The sequence below is a fragment of the Halobacillus sp. A5 genome, assembly GCF_024189315.1.
GTDB lineage: Bacteria > Bacillota > Bacilli > Bacillales > Halobacillaceae > Halobacillus_A.
On sequence record NZ_JAIZEO010000003.1, the window covers coordinates 169,444 to 190,399 of the forward strand.

A 20,956-nucleotide genomic window follows, 5' to 3' on the forward strand; every position below is an offset into this window, starting at 1 on the left:
TATGTCTCATTTATTAAAAACAAAGCAATCCAGATTTATAGGGGCTTTCGCCGCCGTCCTGTTACTTCTTTTCACTTTCTGCTCAAGCTTATATTTTGGTCAGACCTCTATTGTGATAGAAGATATTGTGCAAGCATTTACCCAATTTAATTCTTCTTCCACGAATCAGGTGATCGTTTTGGACGAGCGGCTGCCCCGGGCGGTGTTAGGCATTGTGATCGGTGCCAGTCTTGCGGTGGCGGGGGCGTTAATGCAGGCACTAACAGGGAATCCTCTCGCTTCTCCGAGTATTTTCGGCATTAATGCAGGTGCCTTGTTTTTCGTCGTTTTAGCGATTACTCTGTTTTCATTTTCGTCACTTGTTCACATAATGTGGCTGGCCCTCTTAGGTGCGGCGGTATCAGGATTGCTGGTGTTTTTGCTTGGTTCTATTGGCAGGGACGGCATGACTCCGATCAAGGTTGTCTTAGCAGGGTCGGCCATCAGTGCTTTGTTTTTATCGATGACGCAGGCGATGCTGGTGCTGGATGAAAATGGTCTGCAGCAGGTGCTGTTCTGGCTGTCAGGATCGATCAGCGGCAGGTCGCTGGACATGCTTTATCCCATCCTGCCTTTTATTCTTATAGCCGCAGCTGGAGCTATGTTTATGGGGAAGGCGTTAAATGTATTTGCGACAGGAGAGGACGTCGCAAAAAACCTCGGACAGAAAACGAATCTGTTGAAAATAGGGATAGGTGTTATTGTTATCATTCTGGCCGGGAGCTCTGTGTCGATCGCGGGCGCCATTGGGTTTATTGGGTTGGTCGTTCCTCATATCACAAGAGGGCTGTTTGGCCCGGATTATCGCTGGGTGGTTCCTTTATCCGCCGTGCTTGGAGCATCCTTGCTTATGAGCGCGGATGTCCTGGCGAGACTGCTGATTATGCCGCAGGAAATACCTGTAGGGATTATGACCGCATTGATTGGAACCCCGTTTTTTATTTATATCGCGCGCTATGGTCTAACGAAAAGGTAAGGGCACGTGGGAAGGGAGACTCATCATGGCCAGGCAAATTAACATTCGCAGTAAGAAAAACACCATATCCTTTCAAATTGATGTAAAGCCTTTGCTGGTGACTCTATTTCTATTTATCCTTACCGCTGCCGCTCTCTTTGCGGGACCCGGACTTGGGGATCCGTTCTTTAATCCAGTGGAGATTGGGCAGTCCCTGTTTGGTATTGGGAGCGGGGGAAATGAGTTCATCATTAATACGCTGCGCTTTCCACGGGCAGCTGTATCGCTCCTCGCCGGTTTATGCTTAGGAACAGCTGGAGCTATTCTTCAGGGAATTGTCCGTAACCCTTTAGCTTCTCCGGATATTATCGGTATTACTGGAGGGGCGGCCGTAGCGGCTGTAATTTATATCACCTTCTTCCAGGACAGCTTCGGCATCCAGTGGCTGCCTTTTACAGCTATTGGCGGGGCTTTGATGGCATCGCTGCTCATCTTTTTGATTTCGTGGAATGAAGGGGTGACACCTATTCGGCTGGTCCTTATCGGAATTGGCGTCTCCGCAGCTATAAATGCCTGTACGATGCTCATTCTTACGTTGAGCCCGGACTACTCTGCAAGCCAGGCCTATATTTGGCTGACAGGAAGCATCTATGGAGCTTCCTGGGAAAATCTGCGCTTATTACTGCCCTGGGCTGTGCTCATCGTTCCCATGACCGTAATTTACTCCTCTGTCCTTAATGTACAGGAGCTTGGCGATGATACTTCTGCGGGACTGGGGCTTAGCGTGCAAAAGCATCGAATCGTGTTACTGCTGTGCAGTGTAGTTCTGGCAGGGGCGGCCGTTTCGGTTGTCGGTACTATAGGCTTTGTAGGGTTAGTTGCCCCTCATATTGCACGTTTACTAGTCGGGCGTTCTTTTCCATATTTACTTCCTTCGGCCGGTTTTGTAGGGGCTCTTATTGTATTTTCAGCTGATATAGTTGCACGAACAGCTTTTTATCCGAGTGATATACCTGCGGGAATTTTCACGGCTGGGATAGGAGCTCCTTTCTTTATCTATTTGCTGGTGAAGCATCGGAATAAATTTTAAGTGTTAACCTTAGTTGTACAGGATTTTCTCTTGTATCTCTAAGGTTTTTTATTTTATTGCCTAACTGGCAGGATTATCGAAGTGCTGGTCGAAGTTCATTAAATAGGCGGGGGATTTCTATGAGATTACGAGCAGTCTTATTCATCTTCATGATCGCTTTAACAGGGTGCAGCGAAAAGCGAGAAGCCCCTGAGCACGCACAAGGAAATGAAACGGTCGCACAGAATGAATCAGATTATCAAAATGTCTTTATTTATGAACTGAAGGATGAAAGTGTAGTTATCGCGCCGTCGGCTGAAGACCCAGAGGCCTCTTATCCAGCGTATGAAGTGCTCATTGACGATCAAACTAAAGTAGAAGGACGTAAAGACCGGCTTGAGGATTTAAGAGAAGACGACCATGTAGAAGTCTGGGAGAAACGAAAAGGTGAAGAGCAGGAGGTCGCAGTAAAAATTGTGGTCGATAAATAAATGTTGTATCATTCTTTGATCAGTATTAAGGATACGTATTTTTCTTGAGGAGGATGCAGAATTGGATATTCGATACGCTACAAGCTCCGATTATTATATGCTCTCGCCATTAATCAATGAATGGTGGGGCGGGAGGGATATGTCAGATAAGCTGCCCAAGCTTTTCTTTGATCACTTTAATAATTCCAGCTTTATCGTAGAACAAGACGGAAAAGTGATCGGCTTTTTAATCGGATTTATGTCTCAATCCCATCTGCGGGAAGCTTACATACATTTTGTTGGAGTTCATCCCGATTTTCGAAAGCACAGCATAGGAAAGCAGCTCTATGACAAATTTTTTAAAACGGCAGTAAAAGAAGACCGGAGCCTAGTCAGAGCTGTAACTTCTCCTGTAAACAAAGGATCCATTGCCTATCATACGAAGATGGGTTTTGAAATAAAGGATGGAGACAAAGAAGTCGATGGGATATCCGTATTTTCAGATTATGATGGACCGGGGCAGGATAGAGTTTTGTTCGTTAAACATCTTACATAATCATTGATCGGGCAGTGGTTGTTTATTCCTTGTAAACTTGAAATAATAGATGGTAAGAATCATAAGCTCGTCATAGTGGAACGTAATTACTAGCGGGGTGGAGGTGGTAAATTGTCTGATCATCACGAAGACGATAAACCTATCAATGATGCGGTGGAGCACAAACAAAAAATCGAAGGATATACCAACCCCAGTGAAAGGAAGCTTCCGTTACCGATTAGGTTAATCGGTTATTTTCTATTTGGGGGGATAGCTTTAATGATCCTGTTCGGTTTAATTGGCAGCTTGGTATTGAATTAATATCTTAACTTCCTCTGCACTATGAAAAAGTTCCTTTAAGGAGCTTTTTTTCGTGAAAGAAGAGTTAATTTAGTGTAATTTCCAGACCTCTCTACTCATAGAATCCCTCATCTCGTCCTTCGGTTTAACACTTTTCTTCAATCTATCTTTCTACAGGTTGATAGATATTTAATCCGCCTTTATTTACCCCACTTCATCTATATCTAATCCTCCTACCTATTCATTGTCGCTTGTCCTTACATACAATGAAGTAGTTTTAATTGGAGGTGAAATTATGGATAAATTTATCGCCAAGCTAAAAGGTGAAAATGAGGTGCCGCACCCAGTAGATACAAAAGCTGTTGGAATCGCTAAATTCCTCGCAAACCATGACTGCACAAAAATTAAATTTGAGCTGGAAGTTTGTGATATTAAGAATTTTGTTCAAGCACATATTCATTTCGGGGCACGTGGTGAAAATGGACCCGTTCTCGTTTTCCTGTTCGGTGCTGATTTAGAGACTTTAGGGGATCAACATGGCATCAGCACGTGTGGCGGCGTCGTTCGGGGCGTAATCACAGATGAAGATATTGTGAAAAATAAGGTAAGAATCAGATGTGTCAGTGACCTGATTGAATGTATGAAGGAAGAAATGACCTACGTAAATGCTCATACCGAGCAGAACCCTGATGGAGAAATCAGGGGGCAGATTGTCCCTTTTCATCATAAGTACTAACGGTCATAAAAAATGAAAGCACTACAAAGAAGACGGGTGACTGTCTTCTTTTTACTTACGTTAACCTTACAAATTTCCAGTTGACAAAAATCGTATAAATACGGTACTCTTCCTTCATACATATTGTTTAAAGTAGGTGCTGATGATGAAAATAAGAACAATGGTTTATGCGGCTTTGTTTGCGGCGATTATGGGGGCGCTTGGCTTATTACCGCCCATCGTGACTCCATTTACGCCTGTCCCCATTACGGCTCAAACCTTAGGAGTCATGCTGGCTGGTTCTATCTTGGGAGCTAAACGAGGCGGGCTGAGTTTACTGCTTTTCGTTTTACTCGTGTGCTTTGGAGCACCGCTTCTTGCTGGAGGAAGAGGCGGGCTCGGGGTGCTGTTTGGACCTTCCGGCGGATACATCCTATCCTATCCGCTGGCCGCTTTTCTCATAGGGTTTCTCGTCGAACGGTTCTGGAATAAGATGAATATTGGTCTGTATCTCGCTATTCATGTAATCGGCGGGGTCCTCCTCGTCTATGCATTCGGGGTGACCTATTTATCTTTTATAACAGAAACACCGTGGACGAAGGCTATGTTTGCCGCATTTATTTTTATACCCGGCGACTTAGTGAAGGTCGTTATCGCTTCCTTGCTCTCGAGACAGATTAACCGGGTGTACCCGTTGATTGATAAAGAAAAAAGAGGCTCGAATAAGATTTCAAGCGTTGCTTAAAGGTTTGCCTTCACGATGGCAAACCTTTTTTCAGGAAAAGGGGGGAAGAAGCGTGGCACGTATTGGAGAAAAAATACGAGAAACAGCTTATCACGATCCTGAACGGACAGCTGTTAAAACCGAGTATGGCAGTGTGACGTATGAGGAATTCTATCAATCCTGTGAGGACTTTCACGGCAGAATCTCATCTCTCTTATCTAGTATAAAAGGGAAGCGGATTGCCTTCTTGCTGCCTAACGAGCCGAAATGGCTTGAGATTTTTATCGCTATAAGTTCGGGAGGGGGGATCGCAATCCCATTTGACCCGAAATGGAGTGCCGCTCAGGTGAGCGAAGTACTCTTGGATGCTCAGCCTGACCTCTTTATTTATGATCAGAGTGTCAGCACATCTTTTGATTGCAGCAGAAGCATAGAGGTGAATGAACTGAATGTGCTGGCATCTATAATAACGAAGCATGCCGACGTTTCTGATCAGGATCCCTTTTATATCGGCTATACCTCCGGGACAACTGGACAGCCTAAAGGGTTCATAAGAAGTCATGCCTCCTGGGCGGATTGTTTTTCGCTGGGAGGCGAAACGTTTTCTTTAAGTGAGCAGGATCACATGCTCTGTCCAGGCCCGCTCGTGCATTCTCACTTCTTATACGCCGCTGTGCAGTGTCTGCATATGGGAGCTGCATTACACCTGCCGGCAAAATTTGATGCAGAGAAGGTGTGGACGTGGCTCCATACAGAGGATATTTCCGTCATCTACATCGTTCCAACTATGTTTGAAGCGTTAAAGCGGGTGATAGGTGATGCGGTTTTTCCCGATGTGAAAGCACTGATTTCCTCGGGAGCAAAATGGGTGGAGTCATCGAAGCAGTCCGCTATTCACGTTTTTCCCACTGCAGATATTTATGAGTTCTATGGGGCTTCTGAATTGAGTTTCGTCAGTTATCGTCTTGTCGATGAAGACGGACTCTATGAAGGATCGATCGGTCAGCCTTTTCCGCGGGTGGAGATTGCGATACTTACAGAGGATGGACAGCCTGTGAAGAAGGGGGAGGTTGGTCAACTATTTGTAAGCAGTCCGTGGGTGTTTGACGGCTATTTGAACCGCCCGGAGGAGACGAAGAAGGTCTTCTTTGGTAAATGGGCTACCGTCGGTGATTTGGCGTTTGTGAACGAGAATGGACATATCATTCTTAAAGGACGCAGACAAAATATGATCATAAGCGGCGGACTTAATATTTATCCCGAAGAAGTCGAAGAAACGATCCGCCGGCAGCCCGCAATTGAGGAAGCGGCAGTTATCGGGCTGGAGGACGCTTACTGGGGAGAGAAAGTAGTCGCTTTTGTCACCTGTAAAAAAGGTCAAACGCTCCAAATAGAAGAAATGAATAAGCAGCTTGCCAAATGGCTGCCCAGGTATAAATGTCCGAAAGAGTGGGTGGAGCTGGGAAGCTTCCCCTATACGAGCAGTGGCAAAATAGCGAGAAAACAATTAAGAACATCTGCTAGGAGGGATTAGATGCACGAAGTCGTCATTGTCAAAGCGAAACGAACACCGATAGGGAAGGTGGGAGGATCCCTCTCCCGCATCCCTCCAGAAAAATTAATGCAGCCTCTTCTTGAACATATAATAGAGGACCTTCCTTCAGAAGAAATAGATGATGTGATCCTGGGCAATGTAGTCGGTCCTGGAGGGAATATGGCGCGCCTTTCCTTACTTACGGCAGGTATTCCTGTAACAGTACCGGGTGTCACCGTAGACAGGCAGTGTGGGTCCGGTTTAGAAGCGATTAATATGGCAGCCAGACTGATCCAGGCAGGAGCTGGCGGCTTGTACATTGCCGGAGGAGTGGAAAGCACCAGCCTTGCCCCCTGGAAAATAAAGAAACCCGCCTTCATTGCCGATCCCAAAGGGCCGGAATTGTATACGAGGGCAAGGTTTTCCCCTGATGCTGTCGGTGACCCGGAAATGGGAGAAGCAGCGGAGAATGTGGCCGAACATTATCATATCTCCCGGGAAGAGCAGGATGAATTTGCTTCTCACAGTCACAAAAAGGCGGTATCCGCTCAGCAGGACGGGTGGTTTGATGAAGAGCTCATACCAGTCAGCGGCATTCATACTGATGAATCGCCCCGCCCGAAGACAAGCCTGAAGAAGCTGGCCCGGATCAAGCCGGCCTTTAAAGAAGGAGGAACCGTGACAGCGGGGAACTCATGCCCCATGAACGACGGAGCGGCAGCAGTTCTCCTCATGTCTAAAGAAAAGTGCCGGGAACTCGGATATAAGCCGATCGCACGGTTTGTTGACAGTACATCCGCAGGGGTAGACCCAAATCTGCTTGGCATAGGTCCGGTGCCAGCGATAGAAAAGCTGTGGAAACGGCAGAATATAAGCGAAAAAGAAATAGACCTGGTGGAATTTAACGAAGCCTTTGCCTCGCAAGTGATCGCTTCACTCAAAAGCCTGTCCATTCCCTATGACAAGGTCAATCGATCAGGAGGTGCGCTTGCGTTAGGGCATCCCTATGGAGCTTCCGGGGCCATTCTCGTCACCCGGCTGATGACAGAACTAAGCAGAGGTCAGGGCACACGTGGAATCGCCACGCTGGGAATTGGTGGAGGCATGGGTCTGGCGTCGTTATTTGAAAAGGTGAAGGAATGGTGAACATTCTGATTGGGCAATAAATAGGTGCGTTTTTTGAAAAGACATGTAAGTTAAAGCTTTCGAGGATGTTGAAAAACATAGGAGCATAGTGTCTTGTAGGAAAAAGTCTGTTAGTCACAAATATCGAAAAATGGTTTTTAGGAAACGGTGAGACTCCTTCCGCGGGAGACGAATAAGGTGGGCCGCCTGAGGGCTGATAAAGACCCAGGAGGCACACCATTCGCCCGTAGAAAGGGAGCCGTTACCTAAAACTCTTCTCACTTGATCATGCAAGGAGAATGATGGGGTCAATTATGTTCAGAATATGTTTTTAGTCCTGAGTGATCAGCAATCTTTCAGAAGTAATATTCTTTAAAAAGGGACTTGGCTCTCCAACACTATAGATTTGCAGATGATGCATAGCTCGAGTACACGCCGTATAAAACAATCTGCGCAGATTCTCTTCCCCGTATCTTTTATTTGAAGCATTATAAATAATGACAGAATCAAATTCGATCCCTTTTGCCAGGTAAGCCGGGATAACAATAACACCTTGTTCATATTCATCGGAGTTCTTCTTAATGAGCTTAAGATTTCTTATAGTACGAAGAGATTGATAGGCAGACGAGCTTTCTGCAGCAGATTTACAAATTATTGCAATCGACTGATATCCACGTTTTTGCAAGTTTTCGACTTTGGATGCGATTTCTTCGTGAAGTTGAGTATGATCATTCAGGCTGGTAAGTATTGGCTTCTCACCCTCCCGGTCAAAAGCCTTGATCTGTTCACCTTCTGGAACAACTTCACGTGTACACTCAATAATCTGCCTGGTCGATCGGTAACTTCGATCTAACGTGATACGTTCTGTTTTACCAGGCCCATATAAACTGGTTAGAGAATTAAAGTCTGCAAAATGATCAGAGTGTGCAAATATGGCCTGGTTAAAGTCCCCCAGTACCGTCATCCTGGCACTTGGGAACAACCTCTTGATAAACTCGAATTGAAACACAGAATAATCTTGTGCTTCATCTATCAGCACATATTTAATAGAAGTATTGGACTGGAAGCCTTGAATGAGTTCCTTAAGCAGTAAATATGGGGTGGCATCCTCCTGGTAAAGCTTATCTTCATTCAGCATCTGTCTTGTCAAAAAGCAAATTTCGCTCCATCCTGCAGGAATATCTTTTTCGTTCCATATCCTGGTGCTCATAGAATTCTCAAAAAGCTGCTTGTATAACTCTTTAATGTTGATGAATTGAAGGGCTTTTACCTTTTTACGCAAAGGCTTCAGCTTCCGCCGTACGATCATACGAGCAAGCATCTTGTTCTCTCTTTTGTAAAATTCAAAGGAATCCTCATTAAACTCTTCTGTTGTTTCCAATTGATTGTAAACCTTCTGAAGTTCATCTTTACTGAGCAGTTCGATTTCTTCCTGTACCCAGGGCTTACTTACTTCCCTTTGTTCAGTTTCATCTAGCTCTTTCATCAGCCACTCTTTTACCTTATCAATTCGATTTAGAAAGCGGAGAGACGTGTCTTTACTATAAAAAATGTCTGTAATGTGTTTAGAGGACACGAGAGTCTGGCCGCGAAACTTAATCCCTCTAAAAATCATTCCCGTGGATTCTAAGATTTCCCGGTACCTTTTAATCCCTTCAAAGAAGCTGGAGGAAGCTTTAAATTGAATGCTGGCTTTTCTTGTATGATAAAGAGAGTCATCCGCAGCTTCGAGCAAATATTCCAATTGCTCATAAGGATCCTCAATAGTAAATGAGCGGTCCAGTCGATATTCCAGGTAATCCTGAAAGGTTTCCTGCTGCATATTCTCTTCTCCAAGTTCGGGTAACACATGAGATACATAGCTGCTAAACATGTTGTTAGGTGAAAATAAAATGATTTGATCTGCCTTCAGAGATTCCCGGTACCTATAAAGAATATAAGCGATGCGCTGGAGAGCAGCTGAAGTCTTGCCGCTCCCCGCTGCCCCCTGCACTATTAAAAGCCTGCCGCGAACGTTTCGAATGATTTTATTTTGTTCTCTTTGAATGGTTGCAACTATACTATGCAAATGTTTATTGGAGCCTTTACCAAGCACTTCCTGGAGTATCTCATCGCCAATCGTAAGACTCGTATCGAACATGGACTCGATCACACCATTGCTGATATTATACTGCCATTTCTTCTCAAGCTCCCCGGAGATGATACCGCCGGGAGTTGAATATTCCGCCGGTCCAGGAGGAAAATCATAATAAACACTTGAAATCGGGGCTCTCCAGTCGTAAACAAGTATAGTTTCGTCCGTTTCATCTGTAAGCATCGAAACACCGATATGAATTTGTTCCGCGGCGCTGGATGCTTCTTCAAGGAAATCAATCCGGCCGAAATAAGGTGTTTTTTCTATTCGTTTAAGCCTCGCCAGTCTATTAAAGGCGTGTCTATGTGTACCGTGACTTACAGACAAATCCTGCGTCATCTGCCTCATCCCGATAATCGTCTCAAGGTAATCGTCAAACGTATCCATATTAATCTTAAGGTCATCCCAGAAGTGCTTACGGATATAAATGACTTCTTCTTTGCGCTTGGCAGTATCTGCTTCAACCTCTCTTATTTGCTTAGCGATCGTCCCCATCACCTTATTTAAATACTCCTGCTCTTTCTGGGTTTCTTTGCTCAGATCGACCACTCCTTAAGAAAATGCAGATTTGGGATTGACTCCGTATGAATTGTGCGATATAATATAAAATAGGAAAAACTATATAGTAGTTCAAAAATATAAGAGTCAATAGTTAAATTTAACACAAAAACTTCTTTAATGCAATAAGTATTTATATATGAAGTAAACGCATTACTTTTACATGAAAAACCAACTGAGCACTGAGACCAGTTGGTTTTTTTGATTTACAAGGTCTTTATTCCTTATAAGTGCACAAATATTAAAAACGAAAGAGCCAGAGAATTCCCTGGCTCTTGGGGTGATGATCTTAGGTGGTGTGGGTGTTACCAATTAACCGTTATTACTTAACAAATGCCGCGCCAACGATAATTAAAAGAATAAACAACACCACTATTAAGGCAAAACCGCCACCTCTGTAGCCGTATCCGCAACCGTAACTCATTTATACTCACCACCTTAGCTATTCGATACGGTAAGGTATGTGTCCAAATCAGGATTGGGAAAGGCGGATGTCATGGATGAACTAAAAAAGTCCAGGGCATACAGCCCTGGATAATGGAGACGAAACTTAATTGAAGGGAGGAACCAGCCGGCGGACGTGTACACTGAAATAAAATAAGGCCAGCCGGTTCCGTTCATTATTATGGTTAAACTGGAAAGAAATTATTCATACAAGGTTTTTAAATAAAATTTACACGCGATTTAAACGCTCGCATAGGACAATAAACGTGAGAATGTATTATATTTTCATCTCTTATAAGTATCTGGGCGGCTAATATTAAAGGTGCAGGAGGATAAGACATGAAAAACGTGTTGTTTATTCATAGTGCAGGTCCTCAGGGGAACGGGCAGGGCAGCAGCCAGCTCCTGGATTACTTACAAAAATCACTTCGTCTGGAATCTCATTTTTATGCGCCGGTCATGCCTTCTCCTGAAAATCCGAGTTATGAACAGTGGAGGAGCGTACTGAATGAACAGCTCGCCGGCTTACAGGAGGATATTACGTTGATCGGTCATTCACTGGGTGGATCTGTTCTTCTGAAGTACCTATCGGAGGAAGCGTGTTCCTTGTCTATTTCCGGCTTATTCGTGATGGGATCACCCTGTTGGGGATTGGATGAGGAGTGGCCGTTTAAAGAGTTTCAGCTCAGCGATGACTTTTCATCACGTCTTTCCTGCATTCAGCAGATTTATTTGTATCACAGCCGTAATGATGAGGTGGTGCCTTTTTCTCACTTAGAGCACTATTCACACAAGCTTCCCAACGCAAAGACTAGAATATTCGATCAGTGCGGCCATTTGTTTCAGAATGAACTTCCCGAATTAATTCAAGATATTAATGCTTTGTGGCAGGGAGCGTAGTGAAAATGGAAACGTTACATATTTTAAATGGGGAAGAAATGAAAAAGTACTTTCAACGAACAGACTTCCTCAAGGGCGAGCCTATGGTTCCTTTTAATGAGGCGATGTGTGAAGGGGAATTGTGCGAGGATATTTTTTCAGAGGAGTTCGTGAAGAAGAGGGCACTTACTCATGAGGTCGGCCCTGAGGAGTATAGTAGAATTACATTACAACCGCTCCAGCTCGCTTTTGAACACCCGGTCGACCGGATCGATTTATGGTTCGATGAGGATATGTTTTGTCAAATCAACCTCCTGACCATGCTGGCCTGGCTGGATCAACAGCATTATTTGGATAAAGCGGAGCTTCGCCTCGTCCATCCTCAATTCGAGCCGATCGCTTCGTACACCCTTAACGTATCAGGCTGGCACACGACATACAAGCAGGTTCTTCTCGATAAAACGTCACCATCAGAAATGATCCCTCATCCTTTGCGAAAAGGGATTGAATTATACTTAGATTATTGGGATGATAACGTTCTGGTCCGGTTTGTTGAGGAGCATTCTCATGTGCTTGAGGAGAAACTGGTGCAGCAGATGATCGGGGAATTTCGAAACTACGGGCTCGGCGATGTGCAATATTTAAAGTTGATCAGACGTGTAAGAGCCAGTTATGCTTGAATGACTCTTTCAAAGCATTCCCCTCCTGCCTGGCCTGTTTACTTAATGAGACCGGATCTGTAACATACGGGATTTTAACACAACGGTTCCATAAAAGGAGGATATTTGATGAGTGTTTTACTAAAGGTGATCGGCTGGCTGGGCATTATAGGAGCAGGCATATGGAGTCTCTATGAATTAAGAATGACAGGAATTGCGTCACTGGAAGGTACCATTCGTATAATTATAGGTTCCTGCCTCTTATTAGGTGCAGGTGAATTTTTAGAGCTTTATCAAAGGAAAACAGTAGCCACAGAAGAAATCGCCCGGAAAATGGAAGGGTAAGGATTCCCTGTTAATGTCAGAACTGTTGGCGTGGAAACCATCCTACATAACATAGAATTGAGATTCAGCAGAAAAAGCCGGGAATGAACATCATCCCGGCTTTTTCTGAGCAGACGTGGTAAATTATTTTTTTAACTTTGTGTAAGGACGGAGTAAAAAGCTCGCTGCTTTAAGAGGATCAATTGGCAGGTCAGAAACAATCTTGTCTCCTAAATAGCCGTCGAGGGAGCGCACGACTTTGTCCAGAGTATCATTAGACAGCGTTTCTAACGTTTTCCGCAGAACTAGGGAGTTTTCATAGCTCTTTCGGAGAGGTTTCATTAAATCCTCATACCTCCCGAGTCCGCATATATCATAGGCTGCATAGATGCCGCTCAATATTGACGAGTACTGGCCGAATCCCATAAAAGGCATAAGGGCTCCGTAACAATTTCCGGTGTAAAACGTATTTCCAATACGGGCGTGATTGCAAATTCCCATCATATACTTCGTAATTTGAAACTCATCGGTGATAGGAAGAGCCTGTTTTAACTGTGAACTGACGTGGGAATGAAATCTTTCCCACTGCTGAGTCATGTCAATATCCAGGTTCTTCGGGATATCCGGGAGGGCTATTGTTAAATTGGCCTGGCTGTCAGAAAAAGGGATAAGGTACCCTACTCCATAGGGGGTGAGGTCATAGTTCATCCATGACATAACGGCATACCGATCGAATTTACCTTCTACAGTGGCGCCTTTTATTGAAACGGTAAGGTCTTCCCTAAAGTTTTTCGTTTTCTTAGCGTACGCTCCGTCTCCTGCAGCCATCACGACATGCGTGTATTGTCTGACCAGATCCTCATACGAACGGGGAGAGTTAAAAAGGATCGAAGAATTCTCCAGCTGCTGCTCTAATTGGGATTCAAAGCTTCCCTCTGCTCTCCCGCGTATGTTAGAGAAGCCGAGCTTTCCTGTTAAGGTAGCCTTTTCGTTCTTGGAATACAATTCTAACTTTTGAAGCGGTGCAATCGGTTTTAAATGAATATCATGTTTCTCAGAGAAATAAGCAATGCAGTCAATTTGGGGATAGATGAACATAGACAGCATGACTTCCCCGTTAACAAATCGATCACCGACGCGGCTTCGATCCTCGAAAATATGAGGTGTTATCCCGTGTTTTTCTAAAGTGATCGCGCATGCTAATCCTGATAAACCAGCCCCCATAATGGCAATATCCACTGTGAACACCTCTTTAAAAGTTTTAAATATAGCTTTTGCTTGAAGTGTGAAGTTCATGCATCTGGTGACTACTTTAGAAAGCTTTTTAACGGCAGGGTCTCATACTAAGGCAGGGTTTAGATAGTAATAAAAGAGGTTAATGAAAATTGTAATTGGCTTCGTGATAAAGCAAGAGCTGATATATTTCGAAAGTCGCTGATAAATCACAAAAACCGCTGATATTTTTGGAAGATCGCTGATATTTTCAGATCTCCGCTGATATAATTTTATTTTCGCTGATATCCACTTTGGTCGCCACTTACTAATGAAAGGGGGCTGGAGGATGCCTAAGTTAGGAGAAGACAATAATTATTTAGACTTAAAGGCGGGGAGGTTTCGTGTTTTTTTCAGGAAAAGATATAAGTTTATTTCTCTCTCTAATGATGTGCTGGTAGGAGTATTTTTTATTACCGGCAGTTCGCTTAATTTCTTTTCCATTACCGCGTTATATGGTAATTTATGTTACCTTTTGGGCAGTCTGTTCCTTGGTACGCGTCCTGTATTGAAGTTTATTCATGATCTTACTTTAAAAAATGAGGGCAAAACAAATTATTCCACAGAGGGCGAATGAAAATCATGGGGCGAAGCTTCATGATTTATTTCTCCACTGCCGAGTATAAACAGGAAATCAGCACAATAATTCTATTCTTTCCTCCGTTTTAATGATTACCCACACTTAGTGCTAAAACCATAGGCACAAACAAGCATTTTAACTATTAAAGGTTTAATTTTCCCGTTTACTGGAAACTTCTAAAATATAGAAGTCACTACAATATGAAAGGTGGAAGAGCAATGAGTAAAGTAAAAGATGTGATGACGACAAACCTTACGAGTTGTAAATCCTCGGATGACCTGGCGACCCTGTCTCGAATGATGAGAGATGATGACGTCGGTTTTGTACCTATTGTAGACGGAGAAGAGTTCGTTGGTGTAGTGACGGATCGGGATATTGTTGTTAATGGCTTGGCGAAGGGTTCTTCAGGTGAAATTATGGCGTCCGATGTGATGACGGAGAAGGTTATTACAGGTTACCCGGAGATGGAGATAGAAGAAGCCGCCCGCTTAATGCAGGAACATCAAATTAGAAGACTTCTCATTGTCGAGAATACTTCGATCAAAGGCGTCATTACGCTCGGTGACATTGGCTGGCATGGCATAGATGAAGCGGCAGCAGGAATTGTACGTGAAGTTTCTAAGGGAGAAGGAAACAACTAAGAGTGACAGGCGGGAAAAGGTACGCTGGAGCAGTCGCAGCGTACCTTTTTTAAATAGGAGGGCCAAGGGCATGGATGAACACATTCTTCAACAAATAGACCATCGGAGCGCACCTTTACCAAAAGGTCCATGGGTGATGACTCAGAAATGGGAACACCTATTATTCATACATTTACCTGTAGCAAAAGAGGTAGTCGAGCTTTACATCCCCAACAGCCTTTCAGTAGACACGTACGAAGGAGATGCCTGGGTCACTGTTCTCCCATTTGAAATCAGTGATATGCATTGGAGACACCTGCCGCCTTTTCCAAAATTGAATACTTACTTGGAACTAAACGTAAGAACGTATGTAAAGCATAACGGGAGATCAGGTCTGTATTTTTTCAGCTTAGACGCCAGTAACATGCTTGCAGTAATTGGAGCGAGAGCGACAACGCTGCCTTATTATTATGCAAGGATGAATATGGAGAAAATAGGAGACCATCTGAAGTTTTACAGTAAGCGCCAGGGAAGGACAGGTTCCCTTTTTCAAGGAGAATACCACCCTTCTTCAGAAAAGTACTTACCTCACGAAACTTCTCTTGAGCATTGGCTGCTGGAAAGGTACTACGCGTGGAGTGCATTCGGCCGTTTCCTTGTGGAAGTAGGAATCCACCATACGAAATGGGAGATTCAGAAGGCGCAGGCTGACGTTGAAGCTTATCATTTAACCCCGTTTACTTTTAAAGAGATGGCCGCATCATCTCCTCTCATGCATTATGTTTGTGAGAAGCGGGCGTTATTCTGGCCGATCAATCTGATTTAAGTGGCTTATTGGCGAAAAATGAAGTTTAGGGGTATTTAGAGATTCTTATGGGCTAAAAACACAATTTGTGGGCGAAAAATCTATTTTATGGGCGTTTACACCGATTTATGGACATTTCCATAAATAAAGCTGTCGAGAGTTACTCGACAGCCTGGCTTCCTCTATCGCTTGTTTTTATCATAAGGTGTGATTTCCTCGGAAGCTTCCATGCTCAACTGCCCTGTCGTCTTATTAGCGCCTTTACGTTCTCCATTATCATCCAGCGTTCTGCCTACAGACTGATGGAAGAAATATTCAAAGATAGCTAAAGAGAAGGCTGAAATAAGTGTAGCTGTGAATACATCGTCTTCCACGGTAATCGCATCGGTCATTAAGTAAATTAAAACAAATGCTAACACATAATCTGATATGGTGGCTATGGTGTTGCTGGTTCTTGGCAGGATTATACGGTCTCCAAGTACATAAGAGACGATCCCAAGAACTAATGTGATTAAGAACACGCTGCCAAAAGAAATTCCAAACCCCAGCCCCAGAATAATATAGAGAATGGCTAAACTAAACAAAAACTTCATGCCCATTAGTTTTATATTTTCCACTGTGTTCACCTCCTATATCTCCTATACTTTGTAATCCCTCCCATTTTTATTCGAACATAAAAAAGAACTGTACTCTAAGTTGGCAGTACAGCTCTTTTATTATCGAATTAATCTTGGTTAGGAACTTTAGTATGAAGTGGAGGAGGTATAATCCAGCCTTTTTCTTTGTTAAGCCTTAAAGCTTTAGCAGCTGCCTGAGCTTTATTCATATGATATTGACCAAACAGCATAGCGATGTCTTCCCTTGTACATTCAGAAATTATCTTACTGCATGCTGTTAGTCCTGCCGCTATACTTGTTGAAACCATGGCACTCACTTCTGGGTCACTGAATTTTGCACCGACAGGAATTTCTTCTAAATCTGCTAATGAGCGTTCCGGCGGAGTTGGGGGTAAAGCAATTCCGTTCGTTTTCAGAACTTCTTCTATTCCCTCTACCTCTTGTTTAATTCCTTGAGTTAATTCTTCAAGGAATTGCTTAAGTTCTTTGTCGCCTGTGTGGTTGATGTACGTTTGAAATGCTGCGTAATTTCCTTTGGCAGTTACAAGGTAGGACCACATTCCGAATACTTCTCCGTAATGAAGCGGTTGTTTTTTGGGGTTACCTGATAGTATGCCCATAAGCTCACTCCTTTTGAATAATGATAGTACCTTTCTATTGTTCCTACAGGCATTTTTAATATTCACACGAATGGAAAAGGAGTGAGAAAGAATTAAACTTATTTATTATTAGTTGGAGGTGTATCATATCCATCGGCTGGTGCCGGTAGAAGTTTTACGGGGTTTACCATAAGGCATTGGGTGCTGTACATCTGAATTGCTCCCGGCTATCTGGCAGTGGAGTCACTCTTCTTGAAGTGGAAGCCACTTCCTGCAATTCGATTGCTAAGAAAAATATAACGATGAAACTTTTTCAAAAGAAAAACGTAATAGTGGGGTTTAATGCGCTTGTAAAACGCATGGTCTATCGCGATACGGTCATCGGCCTGTATTTGTGTTGATCGCACAATAGTTCAGATTTTACATTCCACCAGCAGCTGGTGGAATGTTTTTTTATATCTCCTTATGAGGCGGGCAGGAAAAAAATCTGCACATATGGAATAATAGAGGGGAGGAGGCTGATTCATAATGAAAAACATCAAGCTGAATAAAGCATTTAACATGGAAGATAGTACCGAAATTAACTTTTCCAAAGGGTTACTTATAATTGACGATAAAAGTGAAAATGCGAACTGGAGAGTGAGCTTAGCTAAAGTTCATGACACAGGAGTGTTTTCGTTAGAGGAAAATAATGAAATCCGTCTGAATTTATTGGACGTGAATGGCCAGTCGTATTTTGGAACCGCTGCTCCTGACTTTATGTCGAGTGATGGCTCGGTGCTAATGAAGTCCAAAGGGGAGCTTGAACATAAAGAATAGACTGGGTTTCTAGGGGAGATTGTGGCAGACAATAACGAATTAAATTTTGAAAGGCAAATTGTACTTTTCAATTCCACCAACAAAAATAACCCATCCTGTTTAGTTTTGGGTCTAAAGGATGAGTTATTTTAGAGCTGCTGGCCACCCTGCTTCTATTAAGAGCAGTAGAACGGGGCGGAGGTGGCAATTCTATTTAATCGTGTTTCCTCCGTCAATAACAATGTTTTCACCTGTAATTAAGTCTGTGGCATCACTTGCTAGAAACAAAGCAATTGCTGCAACTTCTTCGGGATAACCGAAGCGTCCAAGAGGGATTTCTTTTTTAGCTTTTTCCCCTTTTTCTCCACTCCAGGCTTTTTTGCCTAATTCAGTAAGTATTACAGTTGGTGATATGGCATTAACGTTTATATTAAATGACGCCCATTCATAGGCAAGGCTTTTAGTTATACTGACAATCCCTGCTTTACTCGCTGAATAAGCAACGTGATTGTCTAAGGCTATTAGTGCGGCTTGAGAAGCGATATTAATTATTTTTCCGCCTTGGCCTTGTTCAATCATCACGTTGCCTGCTTTTTGGCACATCTTAAAGGAAGCTGTTAAATTAAGGTCTATCGTCGTTTGCCAGTAATCGTCGGAAAGGTTCTCAGCGTCATCAAGTAATGCCACTCCGGCGGAATTAATCAAAATGTCTACAGTACCGAAACGACTTCTAACTTCATTAAACGCATGATCAATGCTTTCGTTTTCCATGATGTTGCATTGAATGCCGATGGCTCTCTCTGAATCTAATTTCTTCGCTTCCTCGTTGACATTGTCTTTAATATCTAAGAGAGCAACATTGCCTCCTTTCTCTACATATAAAGAAGCAATGGCATTTCCTATCCCACTTGCACCCCCGGTAATAACTGCTGTTTTTCCATCAATGTTGAAATTTTTGTCAAAACCTTTAAAATCCACTTCTATTACTCCTCTCTTTTTGTCAACGCTTTCAATTTTATTTTCAGTATTAACAGGAGACAAACCGTTTCCTAATTAAACACTGGTGTAATAAATTCTATATTTTTCTCTTTTAATTTCGTAGAGAGTTCTACATTAGTCACATTGTCTGTAATTAAAATATCTATTTCCTCAGGTGTTGCAAATACGGCGCTGGAAGCCTTGTCGATCTTAGACGAGTCGACGAGAGCAATGATTTTATTAGATTTTTTTACTAATTCTCTTTTTAAAGCAACTTCATATAGATTGAAATCCGTCAGACCGCTCTCTACTGAAAAACCATTCCCTGATGTAAACATCATATCAATATGGACATGTTCTAATATAGACAATCCTAATGTTCCTTCTATAGAAGAAGAACGGTTAGTGACCACGCCTCCTATTAAAATAACAGTGATATCAGGATTTTCTTTTAATTCCAGAGCAGTAAGTACTCCGCTGGTTACCACAGTTAAACGGATCGGTTGATTTTTAAGGTAACGAGCTAATTCCAGTGCTGTAGAGCTCGCATCCAGTAAGATGCACTGCTTTTCTTCAATAAGTTCAAATGCGCTTTCAGCTATTATTGTTTTTTCTTCCCTGTTTTTCTTTTCTCTTGCTGAAAAACTGGTTTCATTATCCGAGGCTTCATTCAAGATAGCTCCTCCGTGTGTCCTCTTAAGAAGTCCGTCTTCTTCCATTCTGTTCAGGTCGGTCCTTAATGTAGCTTCGGATACTCCGATATGGGCAGCCAGCTCTTTCACTGTTACACGTTTTTTCTCATCTAGTAGCTGCATAATTTTGTTTCTTCTTTCGCTTACAAACATTTTCATGTGCTAAACATCCTTATTTTTAATAGTAACCTAATGATATTTCATTTGTGTTTTTTTATCAATGTTAAAATGGTTTTATTTTCGTTTAGTTTCGTTTTGTTAGTTTATCTTATATTTATGAAAATATTCAAAAATATAATTGACAAAACAAAAAATAATGATAAACTAAGTGCAAATGGTTGTAACCGGTTACAAAAACATCCATTATCAGTGAGTTTTTTGTTTGCAGAGGAATCTATTTATAAAAAGGAGAGAGACGAAATGACAGAAATGCTAGCTAAACAACAGAAGCCACAGGTTATTCCGGAAACAATGAAGGCAGTAGTTGCTTATGGTCCGAAAGATTATCGTTTTGAGGAAGTTGAAACACCAAAACTCGAAAATGAAAAAGAAATCATTGTGAAAGTGGAAGCCTGTGGAATCTGTGCAGGGGATATTAAAGCATATGATGGCGCGCCCAGCTTCTGGGGAGATGAACATCAGCCCTCTTATATAAAAGCACCCATGATCCCCGGCCATGAGTTTATTGCTCGCATTGTACAAAAAGGGGACGCAGTTGAAGGTTTTGAAGTTGGAGATCGTGTCATTTCCGAGCAGATTGTACCATGCTGGGATTGCAGGTTCTGTAACAGAGGCCAATACTGGATGTGTGAGAAGCATGATTTATATGGATTCCAGAAGAACGTAAATGGTGGAATGGCAGAGTATATGAAATTCACAAAAGAGGCGATTAACTACAAAGTACCAGAAAATCTTCCTATTGAACAAGCTATATTGATCGAGCCGTATGCCTGCAGTCTGCATGCCGTACAAAGGGCTCAAATTGAACTGGGAGACGTAGTCGTGCTATCAGGTGCAGGAACACTAGGCCTGGGAATGGTAGGAGCTATTAAAAAATCAGGTGCTGGAAAGGTAGTAGTCTTAGACTTAAAAGAGGACCGCTTAGAATTGGCCAAACAGTTTGGAGCTGACCTGGTACTTAATCCTAGCGAGGTGGATGTCGTTCAGGAGATAAAGGATATGACGGAAGGGTACGGCTGTGACATTTATATTGAAGCTACCGGGCATCCGAAATCAGTGGAGCAGGGTCTGCACGCTATACGTAAATTAGGACGTTTTGTAGAATTCAGTGTATTTGGTGAACCGGTGTCTGTGGATTGGAGTATTATCAGCGATCGAAAAGAGCTTGATGTCCTGGGTTCTCACTTAGGTCCGTACTGCTATCCTTTAGTCATTGAAGGGATCGCCAATGGAGATTATCCAACAGAAAATGTGGTCACCCATCAATTAAAGCTTGAAGATTTTGAAGAAGGCTTTGAGTTAATGAAGAAAGGCGATAAATCGTTGAAGGTCATTTTGGAGCCATAATAAA

The 20,956-nt window shown here is 42.9% G+C and carries 24 protein-coding genes; 17 read left to right on the plus strand and 7 right to left on the minus strand.

Features of this window, described 5'->3' with window-relative positions; translation table 11 throughout:
- The first annotated feature begins 1 nt into the window (after nucleotide 1).
- The 9 genes from LF822_RS12690 (at nucleotide 2) to LF822_RS12730 (ending at nucleotide 7,487) form a co-directional block, all read left to right on the plus strand.
- Nucleotides 2–1,015, plus strand: a complete 1,014-nt coding sequence (locus tag LF822_RS12690; RefSeq protein ID WP_253924439.1) for a FecCD family ABC transporter permease — start codon at nucleotides 2–4, stop codon at nucleotides 1,013–1,015.
- A gap of 25 nt (nucleotides 1,016–1,040) precedes the next feature.
- On the plus strand, nucleotides 1,041–2,084 hold the full coding sequence (locus LF822_RS12695; protein ID WP_253924440.1) for a FecCD family ABC transporter permease: 1,044 nt from the start codon (nucleotides 1,041–1,043) through the stop codon (nucleotides 2,082–2,084).
- A 119-nt stretch (nucleotides 2,085–2,203) separates the two neighbouring features.
- Nucleotides 2,204–2,554: a hypothetical protein gene (locus tag LF822_RS12700; RefSeq protein ID WP_253924441.1), complete on the plus strand. Its 351-nt coding sequence runs from the start codon at nucleotides 2,204–2,206 to the stop codon at nucleotides 2,552–2,554.
- Nucleotides 2,555–2,651: 97 nt separating this feature from the next.
- Complete coding sequence (locus LF822_RS12705) at nucleotides 2,652–3,089, plus strand: GNAT family N-acetyltransferase (protein WP_371925924.1); 438 nt, start codon at nucleotides 2,652–2,654, stop codon at nucleotides 3,087–3,089.
- Nucleotides 3,090–3,200: 111 nt separating this feature from the next.
- On the plus strand, nucleotides 3,201–3,389 hold the full coding sequence (locus LF822_RS12710; RefSeq protein WP_253924443.1) for a hypothetical protein: 189 nt from the start codon (nucleotides 3,201–3,203) through the stop codon (nucleotides 3,387–3,389).
- A gap of 274 nt (nucleotides 3,390–3,663) precedes the next feature.
- Nucleotides 3,664–4,104 (plus strand): CHRD domain-containing protein, encoded by a 441-nt coding sequence (locus LF822_RS12715; protein ID WP_253924444.1) that lies wholly within the window; start codon nucleotides 3,664–3,666, stop codon nucleotides 4,102–4,104.
- 142 nt (nucleotides 4,105–4,246) lie between these two features.
- Nucleotides 4,247–4,828 (plus strand): biotin transporter BioY, encoded by a 582-nt coding sequence (locus tag LF822_RS12720; protein ID WP_371925908.1) that lies wholly within the window; start codon nucleotides 4,247–4,249, stop codon nucleotides 4,826–4,828.
- 52 nt (nucleotides 4,829–4,880) lie between these two features.
- Entirely contained in the window at nucleotides 4,881–6,341 is a 1,461-nt protein-coding gene (locus tag LF822_RS12725) for an AMP-binding protein (protein WP_253924445.1), read from the plus strand.
- Entirely contained in the window at nucleotides 6,342–7,487 is a 1,146-nt protein-coding gene (locus tag LF822_RS12730) for a thiolase family protein (protein WP_253924446.1), read from the plus strand.
- A gap of 310 nt (nucleotides 7,488–7,797) precedes the next feature.
- Here the strand turns inward: LF822_RS12730 and helD are convergent, their stop codons facing one another.
- Together helD and LF822_RS12740 are read right to left on the minus strand one after the other, a co-directional pair.
- On the minus strand, nucleotides 7,798–10,140 hold the full coding sequence (gene helD / locus LF822_RS12735) for an RNA polymerase recycling motor HelD (RefSeq protein ID WP_253924939.1): 2,343 nt from the start codon (nucleotides 10,138–10,140) through the stop codon (nucleotides 7,798–7,800).
- A 340-nt stretch (nucleotides 10,141–10,480) separates the two neighbouring features.
- Nucleotides 10,481–10,582, minus strand: coding sequence for a YjcZ family sporulation protein (locus LF822_RS12740; RefSeq protein ID WP_253924447.1), 102 nt, complete (start codon nucleotides 10,580–10,582; stop codon nucleotides 10,481–10,483).
- A 359-nt stretch (nucleotides 10,583–10,941) separates the two neighbouring features.
- Between LF822_RS12740 and LF822_RS12745 the strand changes: the two genes are divergently transcribed.
- From LF822_RS12745 to LF822_RS12755, 3 genes are all read left to right on the plus strand, one after another.
- Nucleotides 10,942–11,502 carry an alpha/beta hydrolase gene (locus tag LF822_RS12745; protein ID WP_253924448.1) on the plus strand — a complete coding sequence of 187 codons (561 nt, stop codon included), beginning with the start codon at nucleotides 10,942–10,944 and terminating at the stop codon, nucleotides 11,500–11,502.
- Nucleotides 11,503–11,507: 5 nt separating this feature from the next.
- Nucleotides 11,508–12,161, plus strand: coding sequence for an AraC family transcriptional regulator (locus tag LF822_RS12750; RefSeq protein ID WP_253924449.1), 654 nt, complete (start codon nucleotides 11,508–11,510; stop codon nucleotides 12,159–12,161).
- A 108-nt stretch (nucleotides 12,162–12,269) separates the two neighbouring features.
- A complete protein-coding gene (locus LF822_RS12755) occupies nucleotides 12,270–12,485 on the plus strand; it encodes a hypothetical protein (RefSeq protein WP_253924450.1) in 216 nt (71 codons plus the stop codon).
- Between the two features lie 123 nt (nucleotides 12,486–12,608).
- On the opposite strand, the gene LF822_RS12760 is transcribed toward LF822_RS12755, so the two are convergent.
- Entirely contained in the window at nucleotides 12,609–13,703 is a 1,095-nt protein-coding gene (locus tag LF822_RS12760) for an NAD(P)/FAD-dependent oxidoreductase (protein WP_253924451.1), read from the minus strand.
- Nucleotides 13,704–14,025: 322 nt separating this feature from the next.
- On the opposite strand from LF822_RS12760, the gene LF822_RS12765 reads away from it, so the two are divergent.
- From LF822_RS12765 to LF822_RS12775, 3 genes are all read left to right on the plus strand, one after another.
- Nucleotides 14,026–14,313: a YrhK family protein gene (locus LF822_RS12765; RefSeq protein WP_253924452.1), complete on the plus strand. Its 288-nt coding sequence runs from the start codon at nucleotides 14,026–14,028 to the stop codon at nucleotides 14,311–14,313.
- Between the two features lie 221 nt (nucleotides 14,314–14,534).
- Nucleotides 14,535–14,957, plus strand: coding sequence for a CBS domain-containing protein (locus LF822_RS12770; RefSeq protein ID WP_253924453.1), 423 nt, complete (start codon nucleotides 14,535–14,537; stop codon nucleotides 14,955–14,957).
- A gap of 70 nt (nucleotides 14,958–15,027) precedes the next feature.
- Nucleotides 15,028–15,762 carry a YqjF family protein gene (locus LF822_RS12775; protein WP_253924454.1) on the plus strand — a complete coding sequence of 245 codons (735 nt, stop codon included), beginning with the start codon at nucleotides 15,028–15,030 and terminating at the stop codon, nucleotides 15,760–15,762.
- Between the two features lie 161 nt (nucleotides 15,763–15,923).
- On the opposite strand, the gene LF822_RS12780 is transcribed toward LF822_RS12775, so the two are convergent.
- Complete coding sequence (locus LF822_RS12780; protein ID WP_253924455.1) at nucleotides 15,924–16,358, minus strand: YndM family protein; 435 nt, start codon at nucleotides 16,356–16,358, stop codon at nucleotides 15,924–15,926.
- Nucleotides 16,359–16,465: 107 nt separating this feature from the next.
- Nucleotides 16,466–16,978, minus strand: coding sequence for a DUF3231 family protein (locus tag LF822_RS12785; RefSeq protein ID WP_253924456.1), 513 nt, complete (start codon nucleotides 16,976–16,978; stop codon nucleotides 16,466–16,468).
- A gap of 507 nt (nucleotides 16,979–17,485) precedes the next feature.
- Between LF822_RS12785 and LF822_RS12790 the strand changes: the two genes are divergently transcribed.
- Nucleotides 17,486–17,776: a hypothetical protein gene (locus LF822_RS12790; RefSeq protein ID WP_253924457.1), complete on the plus strand. Its 291-nt coding sequence runs from the start codon at nucleotides 17,486–17,488 to the stop codon at nucleotides 17,774–17,776.
- A gap of 189 nt (nucleotides 17,777–17,965) precedes the next feature.
- On the opposite strand, the gene LF822_RS12795 is transcribed toward LF822_RS12790, so the two are convergent.
- Both LF822_RS12795 and LF822_RS12800 read right to left on the minus strand, forming a co-directional pair.
- Nucleotides 17,966–18,733: a GolD/DthD family dehydrogenase gene (locus LF822_RS12795; RefSeq protein WP_253924458.1), complete on the minus strand. Its 768-nt coding sequence runs from the start codon at nucleotides 18,731–18,733 to the stop codon at nucleotides 17,966–17,968.
- 71 nt (nucleotides 18,734–18,804) lie between these two features.
- Complete coding sequence (locus LF822_RS12800) at nucleotides 18,805–19,584, minus strand: DeoR/GlpR family DNA-binding transcription regulator (RefSeq protein ID WP_253924459.1); 780 nt, start codon at nucleotides 19,582–19,584, stop codon at nucleotides 18,805–18,807.
- A 261-nt stretch (nucleotides 19,585–19,845) separates the two neighbouring features.
- Between LF822_RS12800 and LF822_RS12805 the strand changes: the two genes are divergently transcribed.
- Nucleotides 19,846–20,952, plus strand: coding sequence for an MDR/zinc-dependent alcohol dehydrogenase-like family protein (locus LF822_RS12805; RefSeq protein ID WP_371925909.1), 1,107 nt, complete (start codon nucleotides 19,846–19,848; stop codon nucleotides 20,950–20,952).
- Nucleotides 20,953–20,956: the final 4 nt, after the last annotated feature.